Origin of the sequence: Paenibacillus sp. UNC496MF (assembly GCF_900113915.1) — a bacterium.
GTDB lineage: Bacteria > Bacillota > Bacilli > Paenibacillales > Paenibacillaceae > Paenibacillus_Z > Paenibacillus_Z artemisiicola.
Genome location: NZ_FORE01000009.1, coordinates 180,624 through 199,168, shown reverse-complemented (window position 1 = coordinate 199,168; position 18,545 = coordinate 180,624). Strand labels below are relative to the sequence as shown.

The 18,545-nt window shown below is 66.7% G+C and carries 14 protein-coding genes; 8 read left to right on the top strand and 6 right to left on the bottom strand.

Annotated features, from left to right (window positions below; genetic code table 11):
• The first annotated feature begins 61 nt into the window (after nt 1–61).
• Nucleotides 62–1,408 carry a TolB family protein gene (locus BMZ79_RS16740; RefSeq protein WP_090641827.1) on the top strand — a complete coding sequence of 449 codons (1,347 nt, stop codon included), beginning with the start codon at nt 62–64 and terminating at the stop codon, nt 1,406–1,408.
• A gap of 82 nt (nt 1,409–1,490) precedes the next feature.
• On the opposite strand, the gene BMZ79_RS35500 is transcribed toward BMZ79_RS16740, so the two are convergent.
• Nucleotides 1,491–4,985 (bottom strand): BclA C-terminal domain-containing protein, encoded by a 3,495-nt coding sequence (locus BMZ79_RS35500; protein WP_090641825.1) that lies wholly within the window; start codon nt 4,983–4,985, stop codon nt 1,491–1,493.
• 16 nt (nt 4,986–5,001) lie between these two features.
• Complete coding sequence (locus BMZ79_RS16730; RefSeq protein WP_090641824.1) at nt 5,002–6,591, bottom strand: glycosyltransferase; 1,590 nt, start codon at nt 6,589–6,591, stop codon at nt 5,002–5,004.
• 231 nt (nt 6,592–6,822) lie between these two features.
• Here BMZ79_RS16730 and BMZ79_RS16725 point away from each other — a divergent pair, with 231 nt between their 5' ends.
• From BMZ79_RS16725 to BMZ79_RS16700, 5 genes are all read left to right on the top strand, one after another.
• Nucleotides 6,823–7,950, top strand: coding sequence for a tetratricopeptide repeat-containing glycosyltransferase family 2 protein (locus BMZ79_RS16725; RefSeq protein ID WP_090642170.1), 1,128 nt, complete (start codon nt 6,823–6,825; stop codon nt 7,948–7,950).
• A complete protein-coding gene (locus tag BMZ79_RS16720) occupies nt 7,947–8,639 on the top strand; it encodes a class I SAM-dependent methyltransferase (protein ID WP_090641822.1) in 693 nt (230 codons plus the stop codon). Before BMZ79_RS16725 ends, BMZ79_RS16720 begins: the two co-directional genes overlap by 4 nt.
• A 13-nt stretch (nt 8,640–8,652) precedes the next feature.
• Complete coding sequence (locus BMZ79_RS16715) at nt 8,653–9,252, top strand: methyltransferase domain-containing protein (RefSeq protein ID WP_090641821.1); 600 nt, start codon at nt 8,653–8,655, stop codon at nt 9,250–9,252.
• A gap of 659 nt (nt 9,253–9,911) precedes the next feature.
• A complete protein-coding gene (locus BMZ79_RS16705; RefSeq protein ID WP_090641817.1) occupies nt 9,912–10,664 on the top strand; it encodes an ABC transporter ATP-binding protein in 753 nt (250 codons plus the stop codon).
• Nucleotides 10,661–12,625 carry an FtsX-like permease family protein gene (locus BMZ79_RS16700; protein ID WP_090641815.1) on the top strand — a complete coding sequence of 655 codons (1,965 nt, stop codon included), beginning with the start codon at nt 10,661–10,663 and terminating at the stop codon, nt 12,623–12,625. Before BMZ79_RS16705 ends, BMZ79_RS16700 begins: the two co-directional genes overlap by 4 nt.
• 191 nt (nt 12,626–12,816) lie before the next feature.
• On the opposite strand, the gene BMZ79_RS16695 is transcribed toward BMZ79_RS16700, so the two are convergent.
• The 3 genes from BMZ79_RS16695 to BMZ79_RS16685 all read right to left on the bottom strand — a co-directional run bounded on the left by BMZ79_RS16695 (nt 12,817) and on the right by BMZ79_RS16685 (nt 15,793).
• Nucleotides 12,817–13,821 (bottom strand): sensor histidine kinase, encoded by a 1,005-nt coding sequence (locus BMZ79_RS16695; RefSeq protein WP_090641814.1) that lies wholly within the window; start codon nt 13,819–13,821, stop codon nt 12,817–12,819.
• Nucleotides 13,818–14,477, bottom strand: coding sequence for a response regulator (locus BMZ79_RS16690; RefSeq protein WP_371263736.1), 660 nt, complete (start codon nt 14,475–14,477; stop codon nt 13,818–13,820). The genes BMZ79_RS16695 and BMZ79_RS16690 overlap by 4 nt, the downstream gene beginning before the upstream one ends.
• Nucleotides 14,478–14,614: 137 nt before the next feature.
• Complete coding sequence (locus BMZ79_RS16685) at nt 14,615–15,793, bottom strand: MFS transporter (protein WP_090641811.1); 1,179 nt, start codon at nt 15,791–15,793, stop codon at nt 14,615–14,617.
• Nucleotides 15,794–16,111: 318 nt separating this feature from the next.
• On the opposite strand from BMZ79_RS16685, the gene BMZ79_RS16680 reads away from it, so the two are divergent.
• Nucleotides 16,112–16,423, top strand: coding sequence for a winged helix-turn-helix transcriptional regulator (locus BMZ79_RS16680; RefSeq protein ID WP_256252814.1), 312 nt, complete (start codon nt 16,112–16,114; stop codon nt 16,421–16,423).
• 125 nt (nt 16,424–16,548) lie between these two features.
• On the opposite strand, the gene BMZ79_RS16675 is transcribed toward BMZ79_RS16680, so the two are convergent.
• Entirely contained in the window at nt 16,549–17,103 is a 555-nt protein-coding gene (locus tag BMZ79_RS16675) for a YfiT family bacillithiol transferase (RefSeq protein ID WP_090641808.1), read from the bottom strand.
• Nucleotides 17,104–17,405: 302 nt separating this feature from the next.
• Between BMZ79_RS16675 and BMZ79_RS16670 the strand changes: the two genes are divergently transcribed.
• Nucleotides 17,406–18,401 (top strand): formylglycine-generating enzyme family protein, encoded by a 996-nt coding sequence (locus tag BMZ79_RS16670; protein ID WP_090642168.1) that lies wholly within the window; start codon nt 17,406–17,408, stop codon nt 18,399–18,401.
• Nucleotides 18,402–18,545 lie beyond the last annotated feature (144 nt).

Sequence of the window (18,545 nt, the reverse complement as noted above, 5' to 3'; positions counted from 1 at the left end):
ACATACTGAAGCTGCCGGGCGGCGTTCGCGACTAGAGCCCGGAGGAAAGAGGTCGTGCATAATGGACGGATTCACCTTTCGCGGCGCGAGGCGGTTCTGCTCGCGGGTCGCGATCGTCGCGGCGGGCGTCTGCCTGCTCGCTATTCCGCTGGCCGCAGGAGCGGCGGAACCGAGCCGATCGTCCGGCTCGGAAAGCGTCCTGCTGCCGGGGCCGGCGGGAGCCGCGCAGAAGGCCGCCTTCGTCCGCGGAGGCGCGCTGTGGGTCGAAGAGCAGGGCCGGGAACGGCGCCTGACGGCCGACGGGAGCTTCGCGCGCAACCCGGGTTGGTCGCCGGACGGCCGCTGGATCGCCTATAACGCGGGCGAAGACGAACGGCAGCTGTGGATAGCGGAAGCCGCCTCGGGCAACGCGCATCTCGCGGCTCCCGAGGGCGGCAGCCGCTTCCAGTGGTCGCCGGCCAAGGACCGGCTCGCGTACCTCCGGGACGAGAAGCTGTACGCGGTCGGCGCGGAAGAAGGCGACGAGCCGGCGGAAATCGCGGCGGGCATCGGCAACTTCGGCTGGCTGCCGGACGGAAGCGGGTTTCTCGTGTCCACGGCCGCCCAGCTGCAGCCGGACGGCTGGACCCCCGTCACGATCGCGCGGATCCTGCTGCCTTCGGGGACGGCGGATCCCGTGCAGGAGGAGCCGCTCTACGTGCTCCCGAAGCAGATCAACGATCTGATCGTCGTCGGCACGACGGCGTTCAAATGGTCCGCGAGCGGCCGCTGGATCGCGTTCCTGGCGACGCCGACGGCGTCCTTGTCGGCCGACGGCAATACGTTGTGCGTGCTTTCGTCGGACGGCAAGACGTTTCTGCCGGTCGATCAGATGGCGCACAACGAGCAGTGGTACCGTTGGTCTCCGGTTTCCGGGCCGCAATCCGGCGATCGGCTGGCCTATATCGCCGGGATCGGCCGGGAAGCCTCCTCGAACAAACGGCTGACCGTGACGTCCGTGCCGGCGCTGAGGCCCGCTACGTATACGCCTGCCGGCTACGTCGACCAGAGCTTCGCGTGGTACGGAGCCGAATCGATCGTCGCATCGCGGGCGAAGGAAGGCGCTTGGACGGGCGAGCCCGGCAAGCGGCCGATGCCGTTTCTCGCGCGCGTCGATTTGACGGACGGCAGCGGGACCGCGATTACCAAGCCGCCGAGCGGACGCGGGGATTTCGGGCCGGTTGCCCTGCCGCCCTCCGAGCTCGGCTGGGTCCGTTCCGACCGGACCCATTCCGACGTGCTCCTCGCGAACTCCGCCGCCGAGGCCAAGAAGGCGAAGGCCTGGATCAAGGGCATCGACGCCGTCGACGATTTTTACGAGCAGTGGAACTGGCTGCCGGTGCTGCGGGTTTACGGGCAAGCGGATTGAACGAAGCCGGGTATGGCGACATGAAAAAGGCTGCGGAGGATGCGTTGCATCCCCTGCAGCCTTTTTTTGGCATGGCGCCGATTTAAGAGAGCAGCACGATGGTCAGAGCGGCGCCGGCGGCGCCGCCGGTAAGCGCGGCCGATCCGAGCAGGCCGAAGAACTGAAGCGTGATCGTGGAGCCTGCCGTAAGCGTCGAAATGACCATGTTGTTGAATTCCGCCAAGGAGACCGCCGGAGCCACGATGGAAGGCGTATACGGCGTTCCGTTGATCAATAGCCGGGTGCTCATTAACAAGGCGAGCGTGACGTTCACTTGATAGGAAATCATGTAGCTCCCCGTTACCGGAACGGTGAACGTGTCGTTGGCTCCGTTGACGGTAATGCCGCCGTTCAAGATGTGATTGTTCGGCAGCGCAACATTCGTGCCGCCGAGCACGACGGCGATGACGCTGCCGCTTGTGTTCGCGGCGAACCCGTTCACGTTCGTGAAGGCCGATCCGGTCGGGCCCGCGGCGCCGGTCGCGCCGGTCGCGCCCGCGGCACCGGTCGCGCCGGTCGCGCCCGCGGCACCGGTCGCGCCGGTCGCGCCCGCGGCACCGGTCGCGCCGGTCGCGCCTGCGGCGCCGGTCGCGCCCGCGGCACCGGTCGCGCCGGTCGCGCCTGCGGCACCGGTCACGCCGGTCGCGCCTGCGGCACCGGTCACGCCGGTCGCGCCTGCGGCACCGGCCGCTCCGGTGTCGCCCGTGGCGCCGGTCACGCCGGTCGCGCCTGCGGCACCGGCCGCTCCGGTGTCGCCCGTGGCGCCGGTCGCGCCGGTCGCGCCTGCAGCACCGGCCGCTCCGGTGTCGCCCGTGGCGCCGGTCGCGCCGGTCGCGCCGGTCGCGCCTGCGGAACCGGCTGCCCCGGTGTCGCCAGTGGCGCCGGTCACGCCGGTCGCGCCTGCGGCACCGGCCGCTCCGGTGTCGCCCGTGGCGCCGGTCGCGCCCGCGGAACCGGCCGCCCCGGTGTCGCCCGTGGGGCCGGTGGCCCCGGATGCCGCGAGCAGGAGGTACTCCGGCGAAATTCCCGGCGTACCGGCTGGTCCGGCAATTAATGCAATATACGTGCTGCCGTTGAACGTGACCACTTGCCCGGCCGGATACGTCGGCGCATTTGCCGGATTAAAGGCGGTGACGCCTTCCAAGCCGGCGCCGGTCGCTCCCGTGGCGCCCGTCGTACCGGCGGCACCCGCAGCACCTGTGTCGCCAGTCGCTCCCGTTGCGCCCGTCGCACCAACGGAACCTGCAGCACCCGTGTCGCCCGTCGCTCCCGAAGCGCCCGTGGCTCCCGCGGCACCGATGTCGCCCGTTGCTCCCGTTGCGCCCGTGGCTCCCGCGGCACCTGTGTCGCCCATCGCTCCCGATGCGCCCGTCGCACCTGCGGCACCGGTTGCGCCGGTATCGCCGGTTGCGCCCGTCGCACCCGCGGCGCCAGTTGCTCCGGCCGCGGCGAGCAGGAGGTACTCCGGCGAAATTCCCGGCGTACCGGCCGGACCGGCAACCAATGCAATATACGTGCTGCCGTTGAACGTGACGACCTGCCCGGCTGGATACGATGGCGCGTTGGCCGGATTAAAAGCCGTGACCCCTCCCAAGCCGGCACCAGTCGCCCCGGTCGCTCCTGTCGATCCCGTCGCACCCGCTGAGCCTGCAACTCCCGGATCCCCGGTCGCTCCGGTCGCGCCGATAGCTCCGGCAGCCCCGGTCGTTCCGGCTGCCGCGAGCAGGAGGTACTCCGGCGAAATTCCCGGCGTGCCGGCTGGTCCGGCGACTAACGCGATATAGGTACTGCCGTTGAACGTAACGACCTGCCCGGACGGATATGACGGCGCGTTAACCGGGTTAAAGGCCGTGACGCCCTCCAAGCCGGCACCGGTCGCCCCTGCGGGGCCGGTCGCGCCAGAAGCACCCGTCGCACCCGCAGCACCGGCCGCTCCCGTGTTACCGGCAGCACCTGTTGCGCCCGTCGCTCCTGTGTCGCCGGTCGCGCCCGGAGCCCCGGCCGCCGCGAGCAGCACGTAATCCGGCGAAGACCCCGGCGTGCCGCTCGGCGAGGCAATCAGCGTCATGTACGTGTTGCCGTTGAATGTAACGATCTGTCCGGCCGGATACGACGGCGCGTTGGCCGGATTAAACGGCGTGACGCCTTCCAAGCCGATACCCGTCGCACCTGTCGCGCCCGTGGCGCCCGCGATGCCCGTGCCGCCGGTCGCGCCCGTCGATCCCGTCTCGCCCGCGGCACCTGCCGTCCCGGTATCACCCGTGGCGCCAGTCGCACCTGTCGCGCCCGTGGCGCCCGCGATGCCCGTGCCGCCGGTCGCGCCCGTCGATCCCGTCGCGCCCGCGGCACCTGCCGCCCCGGTATCACCCGTGGCGCCAGTCGCACCTGTCGCGCCCGCGATGCCCGTGCCGCCGGTCGCGCCCGTCGATCCCGTCTCGCCCGCGGCACCTGCCGCCCCGGTATCACCCGTGGCGCCAGTCGCACCTGTCGCGCCCGCGATGCCCGTGCCGCCGGTCGCGCCCGTCGATCCCGTCTCGCCCGCGGCACCTGCCTCCCCGGTATCACCCGTGACGCCCGTCGCACCTGTCGCGCCCGTGGCGCCTGCGTTCCCCGTGGCTCCGGTCGCGCCCGCGATGCCCGCGGAGCCCGTCACCCCCGTAGCGCCGGTGGCCCCAGCTCCCGGCCCGGTCGGGCCGGTGTTCCCCGTCGCCCCGGCGGCGCCGGTCGGTCCGGCCGCGCCCGCCGCGCCGGCCGCGGCGATGACCATGAAGTCCGGCGACGCGTCCGGCGGCCCGAGCGGACCGGCAACGAGCGCCATAAACGTGCCGCCTTCGTATGAAACGATTTGGCCTTGCGGATACGACGACGTCAATAGGGGGTTATAAGCGGTGATGCCGTCGAAACCCGTCCCGGTCGGACCTATGGGACCTTGCGCGCCCGAGGGTCCGGCCGGCCCTTGCGCGCCGGCAGGCCCTGCCGGGCCCTCCGGCCCTGGCGGCCCCGTCGGACCGGGGCTGCCCGGCAGGGAGCCGATTAGCGAAAATATCGTCGCGAGCTGCTGCTGGTTCGCCCGAATGAGCGCGACCAGCGCGTCTTTATCCGGCGGCGAGACGTCGAACAGCAGGACAAGACCGCCCATCAGGTTCAGCAGGTCTTCGCTGACGACGGCGGCGCCGTAAGGCGCGAACGGAACGACTTCCGCGAGCGTAATGTAGTTTTCGAGCAGCGCGAGCAGCGCGGCTTGCTCCGTTCGCCTGAAATCGACCTCGAGCACCCACGCCCGGAAGTCGAGCAAAAAGGCGTTCAACTGGGCGACGCCTCCCGGCGACGGGGCGGCGAGGACGGACGAAAGCAGACCGGCCATCCGGCCCAGCAGCAGTTTCAGCTGGTTCAACTGCTCCTGGGTATGCGGAATCGATGCTGCCGAGCCCGAGCCGACCGCCGAGATGCGCACGCTGCGGACAGGTTGCGCGTCGCGCCGCGGCGACGAAGCCCCGGAGTCCTGTTCGCCGCCGTTGTTGAGATCGTCGTTAGCCATTCTTCGGTTCACTCCTTCATTTCATCGCTGAAGCGGCGGCCGCCGCCGGGAGCGCCTCGTTCTCCTGCCAATCGATCAGCCGCGGAACGGCGAGAATCGACTCGTACTGAGCCTTCCATCCGTACTTCGCCTCGGGATCCAATTCGGCGTAACGGGCCGCCTTCAGGCGCCTGTCGGCTTCGCGGGCCCAGCCGAAGTGCTTCAGCCGCAAGTCCGAAACGGTCGGCGCCGGGTCGAACACGTTGAGCGGAAACCGGCCGCAGTGCTGCTTGGCTTCCAGCCACCGGTAGGGAAAGCCGGGCACGCAGCGGACGAGAAACGGCCGGTACGTCAGATGGGCCTGCCAGCATGCGTCCTCGCGATACTGCGTATCGTTCCAGAAGTCGTACAGCCGGAACAAATACGCGTGCGCCAGCGGATCCGCGAGCAGGGCCGCCGCTTCCCGGGCGAACCGATCCTCGAAATATTCGTCCGCGTCCAGGTTCAGGATCCACTCCGGACGCAGCCTCGCCGTTTCGCGCCATTGCTGTTTGCGCAGTTCGACCTCGTTGCCGAACCGCGATTCCGCGTTATATACATAATGAAGCGGGATGCCGTCCAGCCAGCTGCGGACGATCTCCGCCGTGGCGTCCGTGCTGCCGTCGTCGATCACGACGGCGGCGTCGATATACTCGCGGTGCCGGCGCAGCGCTTCGTCCAGATACCGGCCTTCCTCGTCGCGCACGGTCATGGAGAGCACGAGCTTCGGTCCCGCGTATTTCAGGAAAACGGTCGGCGCGCGACGGGGCTCTTCGGGCGCCGTCGCGCGGAAGAACTGCCGGGCCCTCGGCAAATCCGCGTCCCGGTAGATATGGAACGCGGGGTGGCGCGTATCCGCGAAGAGCCCGAGTCCGAGCGAAGCGGCGCGCACGCAAAAATGCCGATCCTCGCCCCACAGGGACAAGTTCGGTATCCGGTCGAACGATATCGGGTGGTCCAACGCTTCGCGGGAGAGGAGGGTGCAGGCGCCCAAGCCGCCGACCTCGTACACGCCGGGAACGCGCAGCTTCGCGAGCAGCTTCCCCTGCTCGGCCAGCGCTTCTTCGGGATCGCCCTCCGTTTGCCAGGGCCAGTAATGATCCTTCAGCCACACTTGCGGCAGCGCCATGCCGTCCGGGTACCACCGCGTCCAGAAGATCGCGGAGACGATCGGCTTCCCGGCTTCCAGCAGCGATTCCATGGTTTCGGGGTGGAGCAGCAAATCGGAGTCGACGAGGAACAGCGCGTCGTAGCGCTCCTCGCGCGCCAGACGGATCAACCGGTTTTTCCATCCGGCGACCTTGGCGATCAGCTCGTCGTTCCAATAATGCGTGACCTCGTCCCGCCGGTAGGCGCCCGAAGCTTCGCCGTGCTCCAGAAGCCTGACGGAGGAACGGCCTTCGGCGACGGCGGCTTGCGCGAAGTTCCGCAGCAGCGCGCCGGACGCGGGATCCTCGTTGTCGTCGATAAAAGCGTAATCGCAGCACCAGGTCCCTTGGCGCAGCCTCGCCAACGATTGAAGAAACAACGCGAGCGTTTCTTCGTGCTGACGGACGGGGCTGCCGATGAGAATGCGCCGCGCGGTCATGCCACCACTCCCTTCGCATCATGGAATATTGATGGGTATGTGCCATAAATTAGTAATATTCATTGCGCCAGGGGAGGAAAAAGCAGGCTGTTGCTTTGCGGACCGGCCGGTCCCACCGAAGCCCGGCCCGCGCGCGCCGCGGGCAAGCGGTTCTCGTCGCTCGTCCTCGGGGCGGCAGGACCGGCCGAAGCATGTCCGCGCGCATTCCTTGACGGGGAGGAGCACGTCCGCATGATCACGATCAGCTTGTGCCTTATCGTAAAGAACGAAGAGGACGTCCTTGCCCGCTGCCTCGATTCCGCGAAGGCCGCCGTTGACGAAATCGTCGTCGTGGATACGGGCTCGACCGATGCGACCAAGTCCATCGCCGCCCGCTATACCGAGGCGGTGCACGATTTCGCGTGGATCGACGATTTCGCGGCGGCGCGCAATTTCGCGTTCGGCAAGGCGACCTGCGAGTACATCCTTTGGCTGGACGCCGACGACGTCTTTCTCGCGCCGGACCTGGAGAAGCTGCTTGCGCTGAAGCGCGCGCTTCCGCTCCGGACGGACGCGGTGTCCATGGAGTACCATCTGGCGAAGGACGAATACGGCACGGTGACCAGCTCGCTGCGCCGCAACCGGCTCGTCAGGCGGTCGCGGGAATACCGGTGGATCGGCGCCGTCCATGAATACCTGGACGTCCGCGGCGTCTCCCTGGAGTCCGACATCGCCGTCACGCACGCCAGCACGCGGCATGACGGCGACCGGAATCTGCGCATCTACGAGCAGCGGCTCGCGAAGGGCGAACGGTTCGGCCCGAGGGATCTGTTCTATTACGCCAACGAATTGTACGATCATGCGCGTTACGAGGACGCGGTCGATCAGTACGAACGGTTTCTCGGGACCGGGGAAGGCTGGTCGGAGGACAATATCGCCGCCTGCGGGAAGCTGTCCGACTGCCATGCCGCGCTGGGCGAGGCCGACCGGACGCTGGAAGCCGCGCTCCGTTCCTTCCGCTACGGCAGCCCGCGGCCGGATTTTTGCTGCCGTATCGGCTATTGGCACCTGCAGCGGGGCGGCCCCGGCATCGCGGCCTACTGGTACGAAGCGGCGCTGAGCGCGCCGAAGCCCGAACGGGCGTGGTCGCTGCAAAACAAAGCGTGCGCGACCTGGCTGCCGCATCTGCAGCTGTGCGTCTGCTACGACAAGCTGGGCGATTACGAGCGGGCGTACGCGCATAACGAAATCGCGCGGGCGTACCGGCCGTCGGATGCCGCGGTCCTGCATAACAAGACGTATTTGGAAGGCGTGCTGCGCCGGTCCGGCGGCGAAGCGGCGCCGGCGGAAGCCGAGACGCGCGAGGAGGTGGCCCGATGAACGATCGCGCAAGCGAACGGCCGGCCGCGGGCGACGCGGCGTCGTCGCGGTTTTTCACCGAACGCGATCCCGGCGCGGCCGAATTCGTGTTCCCGCTTCCCGCGCCGTGGTGGAGCCGGCCGTACGAATACGCCTGGTGCGCGGGCTTTGCGGAGCCCGACGCGGTCGTGCTGGACGCGGCGTGCGGAATCTCGCACCCGTTCAAGTTTTATTTGGCCGATCTGAGCGGGGAAGCGCACGCGTGCGACTGGGACCCGCGCATCGCGTCCGAGACGGAGATCGCGCTGGAGGTGGTCCGCGATTTCGGCAAAGGCGCCGCGGAGACGCTCATGCGGACGGGAAGCCTCGGGCGGCTGCGGCTGGCGCGGGCGAGCATCGCGGCGCTGCCGTACCCCGCGGAGCATTTCGACGCGGTATTCTGCATTTCGGTGCTGGAGCATTTGTCCCCGGCCGATTTCGGGGCGGCGCTTAGCGAGTTTTACCGGACCTTGAAGCCGCGGGGGAAGCTCCTCCTGACGTTCGATTATCCGACGGTCGATCTCGGCCGGTTCCGCGCGGCGGCGCTCGCGAGCGGATTCGAGTTCGCGGGAGCGTTCGACGACGCGCTGCCGGCGGACGCCGTCACGTCCGACCTGTGGGGGCGGCTGTACTGCTTCCGGGCGCTGCTGCTGAAGCCCGGGGCGCGATGACGAAGGAGGGGCCATGACGTTCGATTATATCCGGTATTGGGAAGACGCCTATAAAGACGGCGGGACGTCGGGGAGCGGATCGTTCGGGGACCTCGCCGCGTTCAAGGCGGAGGTCGTGAACGGCCTCGTTGCCCGGTATAACGCGCGGCGGATCGTCGAATTCGGCTGCGGCGACGGCAACCAGCTGCGGCTCATGCGCTATCCGCGCTATCTCGGTCTCGACGTCTCGGCGTCGGCGGTGCGGATGTGCGCGGAGCGGTTCGCCTCCGACGAATCCAAGAGCTTCATGCTGTACCGGCCGGGGCTGTTCGTGAACCGCGGCTTCCTGGAGGCGGACATGACGGTATGCCTCGACGTGCTGTACCATATCACGGACGAAGCGGATTACCGGGCGACGCTGAAGGATCTGTTCGGTCCGCGGCCGGAGGTCGTCGTGCTCTACACGAGGCTGACCCGCGGCGACGAGCCGCAGGTCGTCGAAACGATCCGGGACCGCGACGTATTTCACGATCTGGCGGCGTTTCGGGATTACTTCGTGCACGAGATCATTCCGCAGCGGTTCAGGGAGCAATCGTCGGCGGACTTCATCATCCTGCGGCGCGGAGCGGATTAAGGCGCGGCCGGGCGCCGGATGGCCGTCTTAACGCTTCGGCGACGGCGAGCCTTCCCTGCATGGCTGAAGAGCATCGGACCGCTTTCCGCGGACCGATGCTTTTTGGCATGGAGGACTAAGGGGGCTGCCTTGACAAGGCGCGGCGGCGCGCCTATGGTGGGTTCAACCGGCGATTTCGCAGGAAAGAAGCGGGGGAGACGCGCATGTCCAAAGCCGATAACATGCATTCTGATGCTGCTTCGCGCCGGCAGGCGCATGACGGCCAGACAGCTCGCCGAGGAGCTGGAGGTGCGTATGCGCACCGGGGGGCGGCGGGGCGATCGCGGTCGCGGAGCCCATGCGCATGCTGCGGCTGACATGGCGAAGACCGGCGCGGGAGCCGGCTTCGCGGCTGCAAATCTATACGCTTGAAGCCAAATCCGGCGGTACGACGGTGTCCGTCCATCCGGAAATGCCGGAAGACGTCTACGCGCGCGAAGTCATGCGGCGGTTCTGGGGGGGACAAGCTGCAAGCGATGAAGCGCGCGCTCGACGCCTGATCGCTCCGTCCTCGCGAACGAGGCCAACGTGACAAAAACGTCACGTTGCGAAGCCCTTCTTCAATGGATGCGGGACATCGTTCCCGTCTATAGTAGAGGTAGCGAAAGGGAGGGAACGCCATGAACGCGGCCGCAATCATCCGCACCGAAAACATTTCCAAAGCTTACGGCAAGACGACGGTTCTCAAGAACATCGATCTCACCGTCGCGCCCGGCGAATTTACCGCCGTCATGGGACCGTCCGGTTCCGGCAAATCGACGCTCATGAACGTGCTGTCGACGATCGACCGGTTCACAGGCGGCGACGTCTGGCTGGAGGGGCAGTCGCTGCTCGCGCTCGGCAAGAAGGAACTGCGCCGGTTCCGGCAGAACCGGATGGGGTTTATTTTTCAAGATTACAACCTGCTCGACACGCTCACGGTTAAGGAAAACATCCTGCTGCCGCTGTCGCTGCGCAAGGTGAACCCGCGGGAGATGGAGGCGCGGCTCATGCCGATCGTCCAGGCGCTGCGCATCGCCGACCTGCTGGACAAGTATCCGAGCGAGCTGTCCGGCGGGCAGAAGCAGCGGACGGCCTGCGCCCGCGCCATCATCACGAAGCCGGCGATCGTCTTCGCGGACGAGCCGACCGGCGCGCTCGATTCCAGGTCGGCGACGCAGCTGCTGGAAGAGCTCGCGGAGCTGAACCGCAAGTTCGGCGCGACGATTCTGATGGTGACGCACGACGTCTATGCGGCGAGCTATTGCAAGCGGGTCATCTTCCTGCGCGACGGGGCGATCGTGAACGAGCTGTACGCCGGGGAGCAGCAGCAGCGCGCGTTCTACGACCGCATTCTCGAAACCCAGAGCCTGCTGGGAGGAAAGCCGCGATGAGCCTGCTGGAACTGACGCTCAAGAACGTCCGCCGCAGCTTCGGGCTCTATACGATCTATTTGCTCGCCATGGTTATCGGCGTCATGATCTTCTTCTCCTTCGCGTCCGTCATGTACAACGGCGATATCCTGGACGCGCTCGAGAACCGGCAAAACTTTCAAACGGGCTTCGCGATCGCGTCCGTCGTCATCGTCGCGTTCATCGTCCTGTTCGTGCTTTATGCCAATTCGTTCTTCATCCGGCAGCGCAAGAAGGAGCTCGGCCTGTACATGCTCTACGGCATGAACGAGCGGCATCTGCTGCTCATGCTGCTGTACGAGACGCTCGCGCTCGGCGTAGCCGCGCTCGTCGCGGGCGGGTTCGCGGGCGGGCTGCTGTCCAAAATCTTCGGCTCGCTGCTGATGAATCTGATGGAATACGACCAGATCGTGTCGTTGTCGTTCCCCGTGCCGGCCATCCTCGCGACGATCGGGATGTTCGTCGTCCTGACGGCGGCGATCGCCGTCCAGAGCTATCTGCTGCTCTCCCGGGTGCAGTTGATCGACCTGTTCCGGGCGCGGGAGAAGACCGAGAAGCCGGTCAAGACGTCGGCCGTTCTGGCCATGCTTGCCGTCCTGCTGCTCGGATCGTCGATCGTCGTCATCGGCAGCGGCAAGCAGTCGGTTTTCTGGACGGATTACGCGTCGGCGTCGATGATCTACTGCGCGGTCGGCATCATCGCCGGGACGTACTTGTTCATCCGCCAATTCGCCGGCTGGCTGCTGCTGCGGCTGAGCCGGGGAAAGCGGTATTTCGGCGGCAATACCGTGCTGTGGTCGTCCTCGATCCGGTTCCAGATCCGCGGCAATACGCTCAATCTGTCGTTCATCTCGCTGTTCAGCACCGTTCTGATCTTGCTCATGTGCTTCGTGTCCATCAATTACTCCGTGCAGTTCGAAGCGGTCGGGCGCAACCTGCCGAACGACGTCGCGTACGAGTCGAAGAGCAAGGCCGTCGACGACGACGTGAAGCGGGCCATCGCGTCTTCGGGGCACGGCATCGAAGGCGAGCGCGCCCTGACTCTGCTCCGCGCCGAGGCCGTGACGGATCCCGGCGCCGCGTTCGTGAATCCGGAATACTTCTTCCCGGGCGTCCTGCTCGCCTCGGCGTCGGACTATAACGCGATCGTCGCGGCCCGGCATGACAACGGCAAACCGGTGCGGCTGGACGGCGACCAAGCCGTGTCGCTGTCCCAAGGGATGGATTTCCCGGAAGCGATGCCGGACGGCGGCGCCCGCTTCACCGTTCGCGCCGCGTCGGAGACGACGTTCAAGCTGACGGAGAAGCGCGATTACGCGCTGCTCGGCTGGGCGTCGGATCCCGTCGCGTCGATGGTGAAGAAGCCCGCGCTGCTCGTCGTCTCCGACGCGAAGTACGCCGAGCTGAAGGGGGGCGCGGAGAAGGCGAGCTACATCATCTACGATATCGCGGACGCGGGCAACGCGGAGGAGCTGTCGAAGCGGCTGCACGCGATCGTCACGAAGGAGCCGGGCACGTACTATTCGTCGTTCGCGGACGTCTACTCCAAGCAGATCGAAGGCTCCTCGCTGCTGCTGTTCGCGAGCGCGTTCCTGGCGCTGATCGCGCTGTTCGCCCTGGCCGGCGTCATCTACTTCAAGCAGCTGCGCGAAGCGACGGAGGCGCAGCGGCAGTATGCGATTCTCCGCAAGCTCGGCGTCGGCAGGCGGGAGATGATGAGCGTCATCCGCAAGCAGCTGCTGTTCGTCTTCGCCCTGCCGCTGCTGCCGGGCCTGATCAACAGCTGGCTGATCATCAAGACGTACATTCTGGATTCCGTGCAGGATTTTCCGAATCTGAAGGGCATGGTGTGGGGCATCATCGCGCTCTACTTCCTCATCTATGCCGGCTTCTATCTCGCGTCCGCCAAGCTGTATTACCGGATCGCGAATCGGTCGGCTTAAGCGCGAACACCCCGGGAGACGGCTTCGTCTCCCGGGGTGTTCGGCGTCAGGGCGTGCAGTCGCTGCGGGACAGCCGGGGACTGCTTGCGGCGTATCGCCGATGCCCCTGCGTACGGCGCCGCGATCGGCTTTGAACCCGCGGATTCGGTTACGAGGCCGTCGGCGTCGGCCTGCTGGCGGCGCGGCGGCGCCTATTCGACTCCCGCGGAAGAAGGCTGCAGCATCTCCCGGTACGGGTCGTGGCTGCGCGGGAAGTGAACGGTCATTTCCGTGAACCGGCCGGGCTCCGAGACGCACGTGATATAATGGCCCAGCTTCTTCGACAGCTCTTGGGCGAGATAGAGTCCCATCCCCGTCGACTTCATATGGATGCGCCCGTTCGTGCCGGTGAAGCCGCGGTTGAAGATGCGCGGCAGGTCGCGGGGCTCGATGCCGATGCCGCTGTCGCGGATGACGAGCCGCTTCTCCTTGTCGTCCGCTTCCGCCGCGATGCGGACTTCGCCGTTCGCCGGCGTGTACTTCAGACTGTTCGACAGCAGCTGGCCGAGAATATAAGGCAGCCACTTGGAATCGCTCTGCACGATCGCCGGGCCGACGTCGAGGGACAGCCGGATTCTTTTGGCGATGAACGCCTTGGCGCTGCCTCTGACGACTTCCTTGACGAGCGGCTCCAAGTCGCAGTTGACGAGCTCGTAGTCCTGGTTGAAGTCGTCCAGCTTGGCGTAGTAGAGCGCCTGATCGACGTACTGTTCGATGCGGGTGAGCTGTTCCTCGAGCGTGCGCGGCTCCACCTCGGTCTGCTGCATGAGCCGCAGGACGGAGATCGGCGTCTTCACCTCGTGGAACCAGGACACGATGAAATCATAGTATTCCTTCTGCCTCGCGTGCACCTCGTTCAGCGCGCGGATGTGGCCGCGTTCCAGCTCTTCGACGAGGTCCCGGCACGCTTCGGCCTCGAGCGAGAGCGGCTCGCCGTCCTCGCCGCCCAGCGTCCGGACCGCCTGCGCGCTGCGGTAATACCGGTAGCCGAAGAAAGCGGCCATGAGCAGCGATTGCAGGACGACGACGTAGACGAGGCTTTCGAATCGCAGCCGGCTGCCCGGCTCCGCATACCAGATCAGCATGACGAGCCCGAACGTCGCGGCGCAGAGCAGAATGTACGGCCGTTCGTAGCGGAGGAAGCGCAGCACGTTCATTCCGCGATATACCCCATTCCTTTGCGGGTCGCGATGAAGCCGTCCAAGCCGAGCTCGGCGGTTTTGCGCCGGAGGCGGTTGACGTTGACGGTCAGCGTGTTGTCGTCGATGAATTGGTCGTCGCGCCACAGCGCCTGCATGAGGTCGTCGCGGGACACGATCGTCCCGGCCTTCCGCATCAGGACGCCGAGGACGATGAACTCGTTGCGGGAGAGCTCCGCCGTTCTGCCTTCGTAATCGACGGAGGAATTGGACAGATTGAGCCGAAGTCCGCGATGAACGAGCTGCAGGCTCTCTTCCTGGTACGTATAATTGCGGCGCAGCAGGGCATTGACCTTCGCGACGAGAATCTCGAGATCGAACGGCTTCTGCACGAAATCGTCGCCGCCCATATGAATGGCCATGACGATGTCCATGTTGCCGCCGCGGGACGAAAGGAAGATGATCGGCACGTTGGACACGCCGCGAATTTGCCGGCACCAATAGAAGCCGTCGTACACCGGCAGGTTGATGTCGAGCAGGATCAGATGCGGGCGCCGGGCTTCGAATTCGCGCTTCACGTCTTCGAACGCGGTCAGCTCGAAGACGTCGTACTGCCATTTGCGCAGCGTGCCGGCCACGATGGCCCGAATGTCCGCGTCGTCTTCCACGAGCATGATTTGAAACAAAACGGAACGCCTCCTTCGGTGCGTCGGGCGGGTTGTCTACGCCCCAGTATACCAGATGCAGGAAGGCGCGTCGCGCGCCGGAAGGCCATCGGGCCGCAGGCGGAGCGGGAAAGCCGGCGGGGCGGTTACCCTTCCCGCGCCGGATGCAGGCTTCGGCCGCGGGCGAAGCCGTACAGCCCCGCGGCCAAGCCGAGCAGCAGCACGCCGGCCGCCAGCCATGGATGGAAGCGGAGCGTCGCCGCTTCCGCCAGCAGGGCGCCGCCCGCGCCGGCGCCGGCGGCAAGGCCGAGGTGGATCACGGACGTGTTCACGCTGAGAATCAGATTGGCCGACTCCGGCGCCTGCTGAATAAAATAGCTTTGGATCGCGGGACCGGCGGCGAACATGGCGAACACGACGACGCCGAGCAGCAGCGTGCCGGCGGCCGGCGAAGGCGCAAGCAGCGGGAGCAGAAGGAGCGCGGCGGCGTGCAGCGCGACGCCGGCGGCGATCACGGGCGCGGCGCCCCAGCGGTCGACGCCGTAGCCGCCGATCCGCGAGGCGGCGGCGCCGACGGCGCCGAAGGCGAGCATCGCCGCGCCGACGCCGGACACCCCGTAATGAAGCAGCTGCTGCAAATACGGCGTCATGAACGTGAAGAGGACCGAGTTGCCGGATTCGCGGAAGAACGTGAGCGCGAGGGCGCTGACGACGACCATGCTCCCGATCGCCTTGAATTGGCGCCGAAACGGTACCGGCGCGTCGCCTTCGAGCTTCGGCAGCAGCCGGTACAGCAGGAAGACGAACCCGAGGCTGACGGCGCCGAGCAGCAGGAAGATCGCCTGCCAGCCGAGCCGGCTCGCGACGGCGATGCCGATGGGCACGCCGAGAATCATCGCGCTGCTGAAGCCGAGCACGATCGTCCCGATGGCGCGGCCGAGCTTCTCCGGCGGCACGAGGCGGGCCGCGGCGCCGAAGGCGACGACCAGGTAGACGCCGGAGCTGACGCCGAGCAGCATGCGCGAGAGCAGCAGCTCGGCGAGCGTCGAGCTCGCGCCGGCGGCGAAGCTGCCGAGGATGAACGCGCCTAGCGCGGCAAGCAGCACTCGGCGACGTTCGAGCCTTGCCGTCAGGGAGACGACGACGGGCGTGCCGACGGCGAACGCGCCGGAATAAGCGGTAATGAGGAGGCCGGCTTCGGCCAGCGAAATCTTCAGGTCGGCGGCGATCACGTTCAGGATGCCGGAGACGACGAGCTCGGACGTCGCGGTGAAAAACGCGCCGAACGCCAAGGCGTATACGGCGAAGCTAGGGGTGGTTTTCATGGCTTTCATTCCCTTCCAGTCATTGGCAAGCTTGCTCTTGGCTGTAGTATAATAGAGCCGCTAACCTTTCGTAAGAAGGCAAATGAAACGGACCTAATCCAACTTAATTGACTAACTAACTAAAAGTAAGTTGATGGCGGATAAAATGCATAGAAGGGGTGGGAGAAGATGGACGGGAAGAAGAACGATCCGCAAATCGGCGCTGCGTCGACCGAACCGCGGGACGCGCGCTCGAACGATGGCGGGGAGCCTGCGGCCGAACCGCGGCCGGCATCGCAGCCGGGGCAGCAGCCATCGCGGTTTACCAATATTTGCTCCGTGCTCGAAATTCTCGGCGCCAAATGGGCGTTTCTCGTCATCGCCGAGCTGACGTCGGGGCCGAAGCGCTTCAATCAGCTGAACCGGGATTTGAATGTCGTCAAGACGCAGTCGCTGACGGACGTGCTACGGCATCTGGAACGAAGCGGCATCGTTCGCCGGGACGTATTCCCGACCGTGCCGGTCTCGGTGGAGTATGCGCTGACCGAGAAGGGGCATGGTTTTCAGGACGCCTTGAAGGAGATGGAGAAGTGGGCCGTCAAGTGGGGGGACGGCACGAATAACGATCCCCGGCTGCAAGCGGACGGCTGAAGGCGCGCGCCGCCGCCGAATCGCCGGATCGCCGCAGCCGCGCCGGGCCGCGAATGGAGTGCCGGGGCGGCTGCCGAACGCCGTCAATCCTGTCGGTGGCGGAACGGCTTGCCCGCCGCCGAAGCTCACGGGCTTCCGTCTTGCCAGCCCATCCGCGCCTTCAGGGCGACGATCTGGGCGGTATGATGGCGGCCGTGCCAGACGAACCGCTCGATCGCCTGGTCGAGCGTCATCGCGCCGTGCGTCGGGCTCGTCACCTTGCGGGCGAACTGCTCCGGCAATAGCCCGCGCAGCAGCAGCGCGAACCGGCGATGGAGCGCGTCCAGCAGCGCGAGCGGCGCCGCGACGCGGGTATCCCGGTAGTCGCCGAGCTCCGCGAACGCGTTCTCGCGGAAAGTCGCCGCGAGCGGCGACGGTTCCGTCAGCGCGCGCTTGAAGCGGATGTACGCGTTCAAGTCGGCGTCGGCCAAGTGATGCACGACCTGCACGACCGTCCAGCCGCCCGGCCGGAACGGCGTCAGGAGCCGCGAAGCGGACAGCGGCTCCACCGCGGCGCGCAGCGTTCCCGCGAGACCGGCGACCGCTTCGATCAAGCGCAGCCGGTCGGCCTCGCCCAGCCGCGCGGCGGGCTGAAAGCGGCCGAGCGGGAAACGCAGACCTTCGAGTTCCAAGTCTTCCATCGCCAACAACCTCCGTTTCGGTTTTCGGCGGCCGAATGAACCGGCGGCCTCGTTAGGGCAAGCCGCCCGCCTGGCCGTTCGCCCGGCATTCGCCGATCGTTCGCCCGATCATTCGCCGATACTTCAGCCCAGTCTTTCGCCAAGCCGACCTGGAACTCCTGCCGCTTTGCGATTGACAAGCTCCGGCGGCGGGGGTATCATTCAGCACATTGAAGATCACCAAGCGCGCGAATCGGCTTTATGGATCAATCCACCCACGCCGCAGGCCTCGCTCGGGGGAGAAGGAGAGGACGAACATGTCGATGGAAGACAAGCCGGCCTGCTGCTGCGCGGCGGGAAGACGGACCATGGAGGAGCCGGACTCGATCCGGGAGGATTCGGAATCGCGGGCGGGAGATGAACTGGCGGCCGCGGCGGAAGCTCCGCATGCGCCGCATGCGCAGGACCGTCTTCAGGGCATGGCGCTGCTGCCCGGCGGCGAATTTCTGATGGGCACGAACGACGAGGAGGGGTTCCCGCGGGACGGGGAGGGGCCGGTGCGGAAGGCGAGCCTGTCGCCATTCTATATGGATGCCTGCGCCGTGACCAACGCGGCGTTCGCCGCGTTTGCGGCCGAGACCGGCTACGTGACGGAAGCGGAACGGTTCGGCTGGTCGTTCGTCTTCCATCTCTTCGTGCCGGAAGCGGCGAAGGCCGCGGCCCGTCCCGCGCCCGGCGTGCCGTGGTGGCTCGCCGTCGACGGCGCCTGCTGGCACAAGCCGGAAGGCGAGGGCTCGGGCATCGAAGGGCGGGAGGACCATCCCGTCGTCCACGTCTCGTGGCATGACGCGGCGAGCTACGCGAAGTGGGCGGGCAAACGGCTGCCGACGGAAGCGGAATGGGAATACGCCGCGCGCGGCGGCCTGATCCAGAAGCGCTATCCGTGGGGCGATCTGCTGAAGCCGGACGGCGAGCATCGCTGCAACATTTGGCAGGGGAAGTTCCCGGACAAGAACAACGCCTCCGACGGGTATGCCGGCACGGCGCCCGTCCGCTCGTTCCAGCCCAACGGCTACGGCCTCTACAATATGGTCGGCAATGTCTGGGAATGGTGCGGCGACTGGTTCTCGGTCCGCCATGCCAAGCCCGGCAGCCGGGATCCGCGCGGTCCCGCTTCCGGCACGGCCCGCGTCATGCGGGGCGGCTCTTACCTGTGCCACCAGTCGTACTGCAACCGGTACCGCGTCGCCGCCCGAAGCTCGAACACGCCGGACAGCTCGACCGGCAACATCGGCTTCCGCTGCGCGGCGGACGCTTAATAGCTCGAGCACCATCGTGTTCGGCATTCCGGCCGATCGGCGCGGCGAACGAAGGGAGGCGGCTATCGCCGTCTCTCCGGCGCATGCGCGTTTGCCCGGGAATGGTTGCGGTTCGGAGGGAACTGTGCTAAAATCGGCACAATA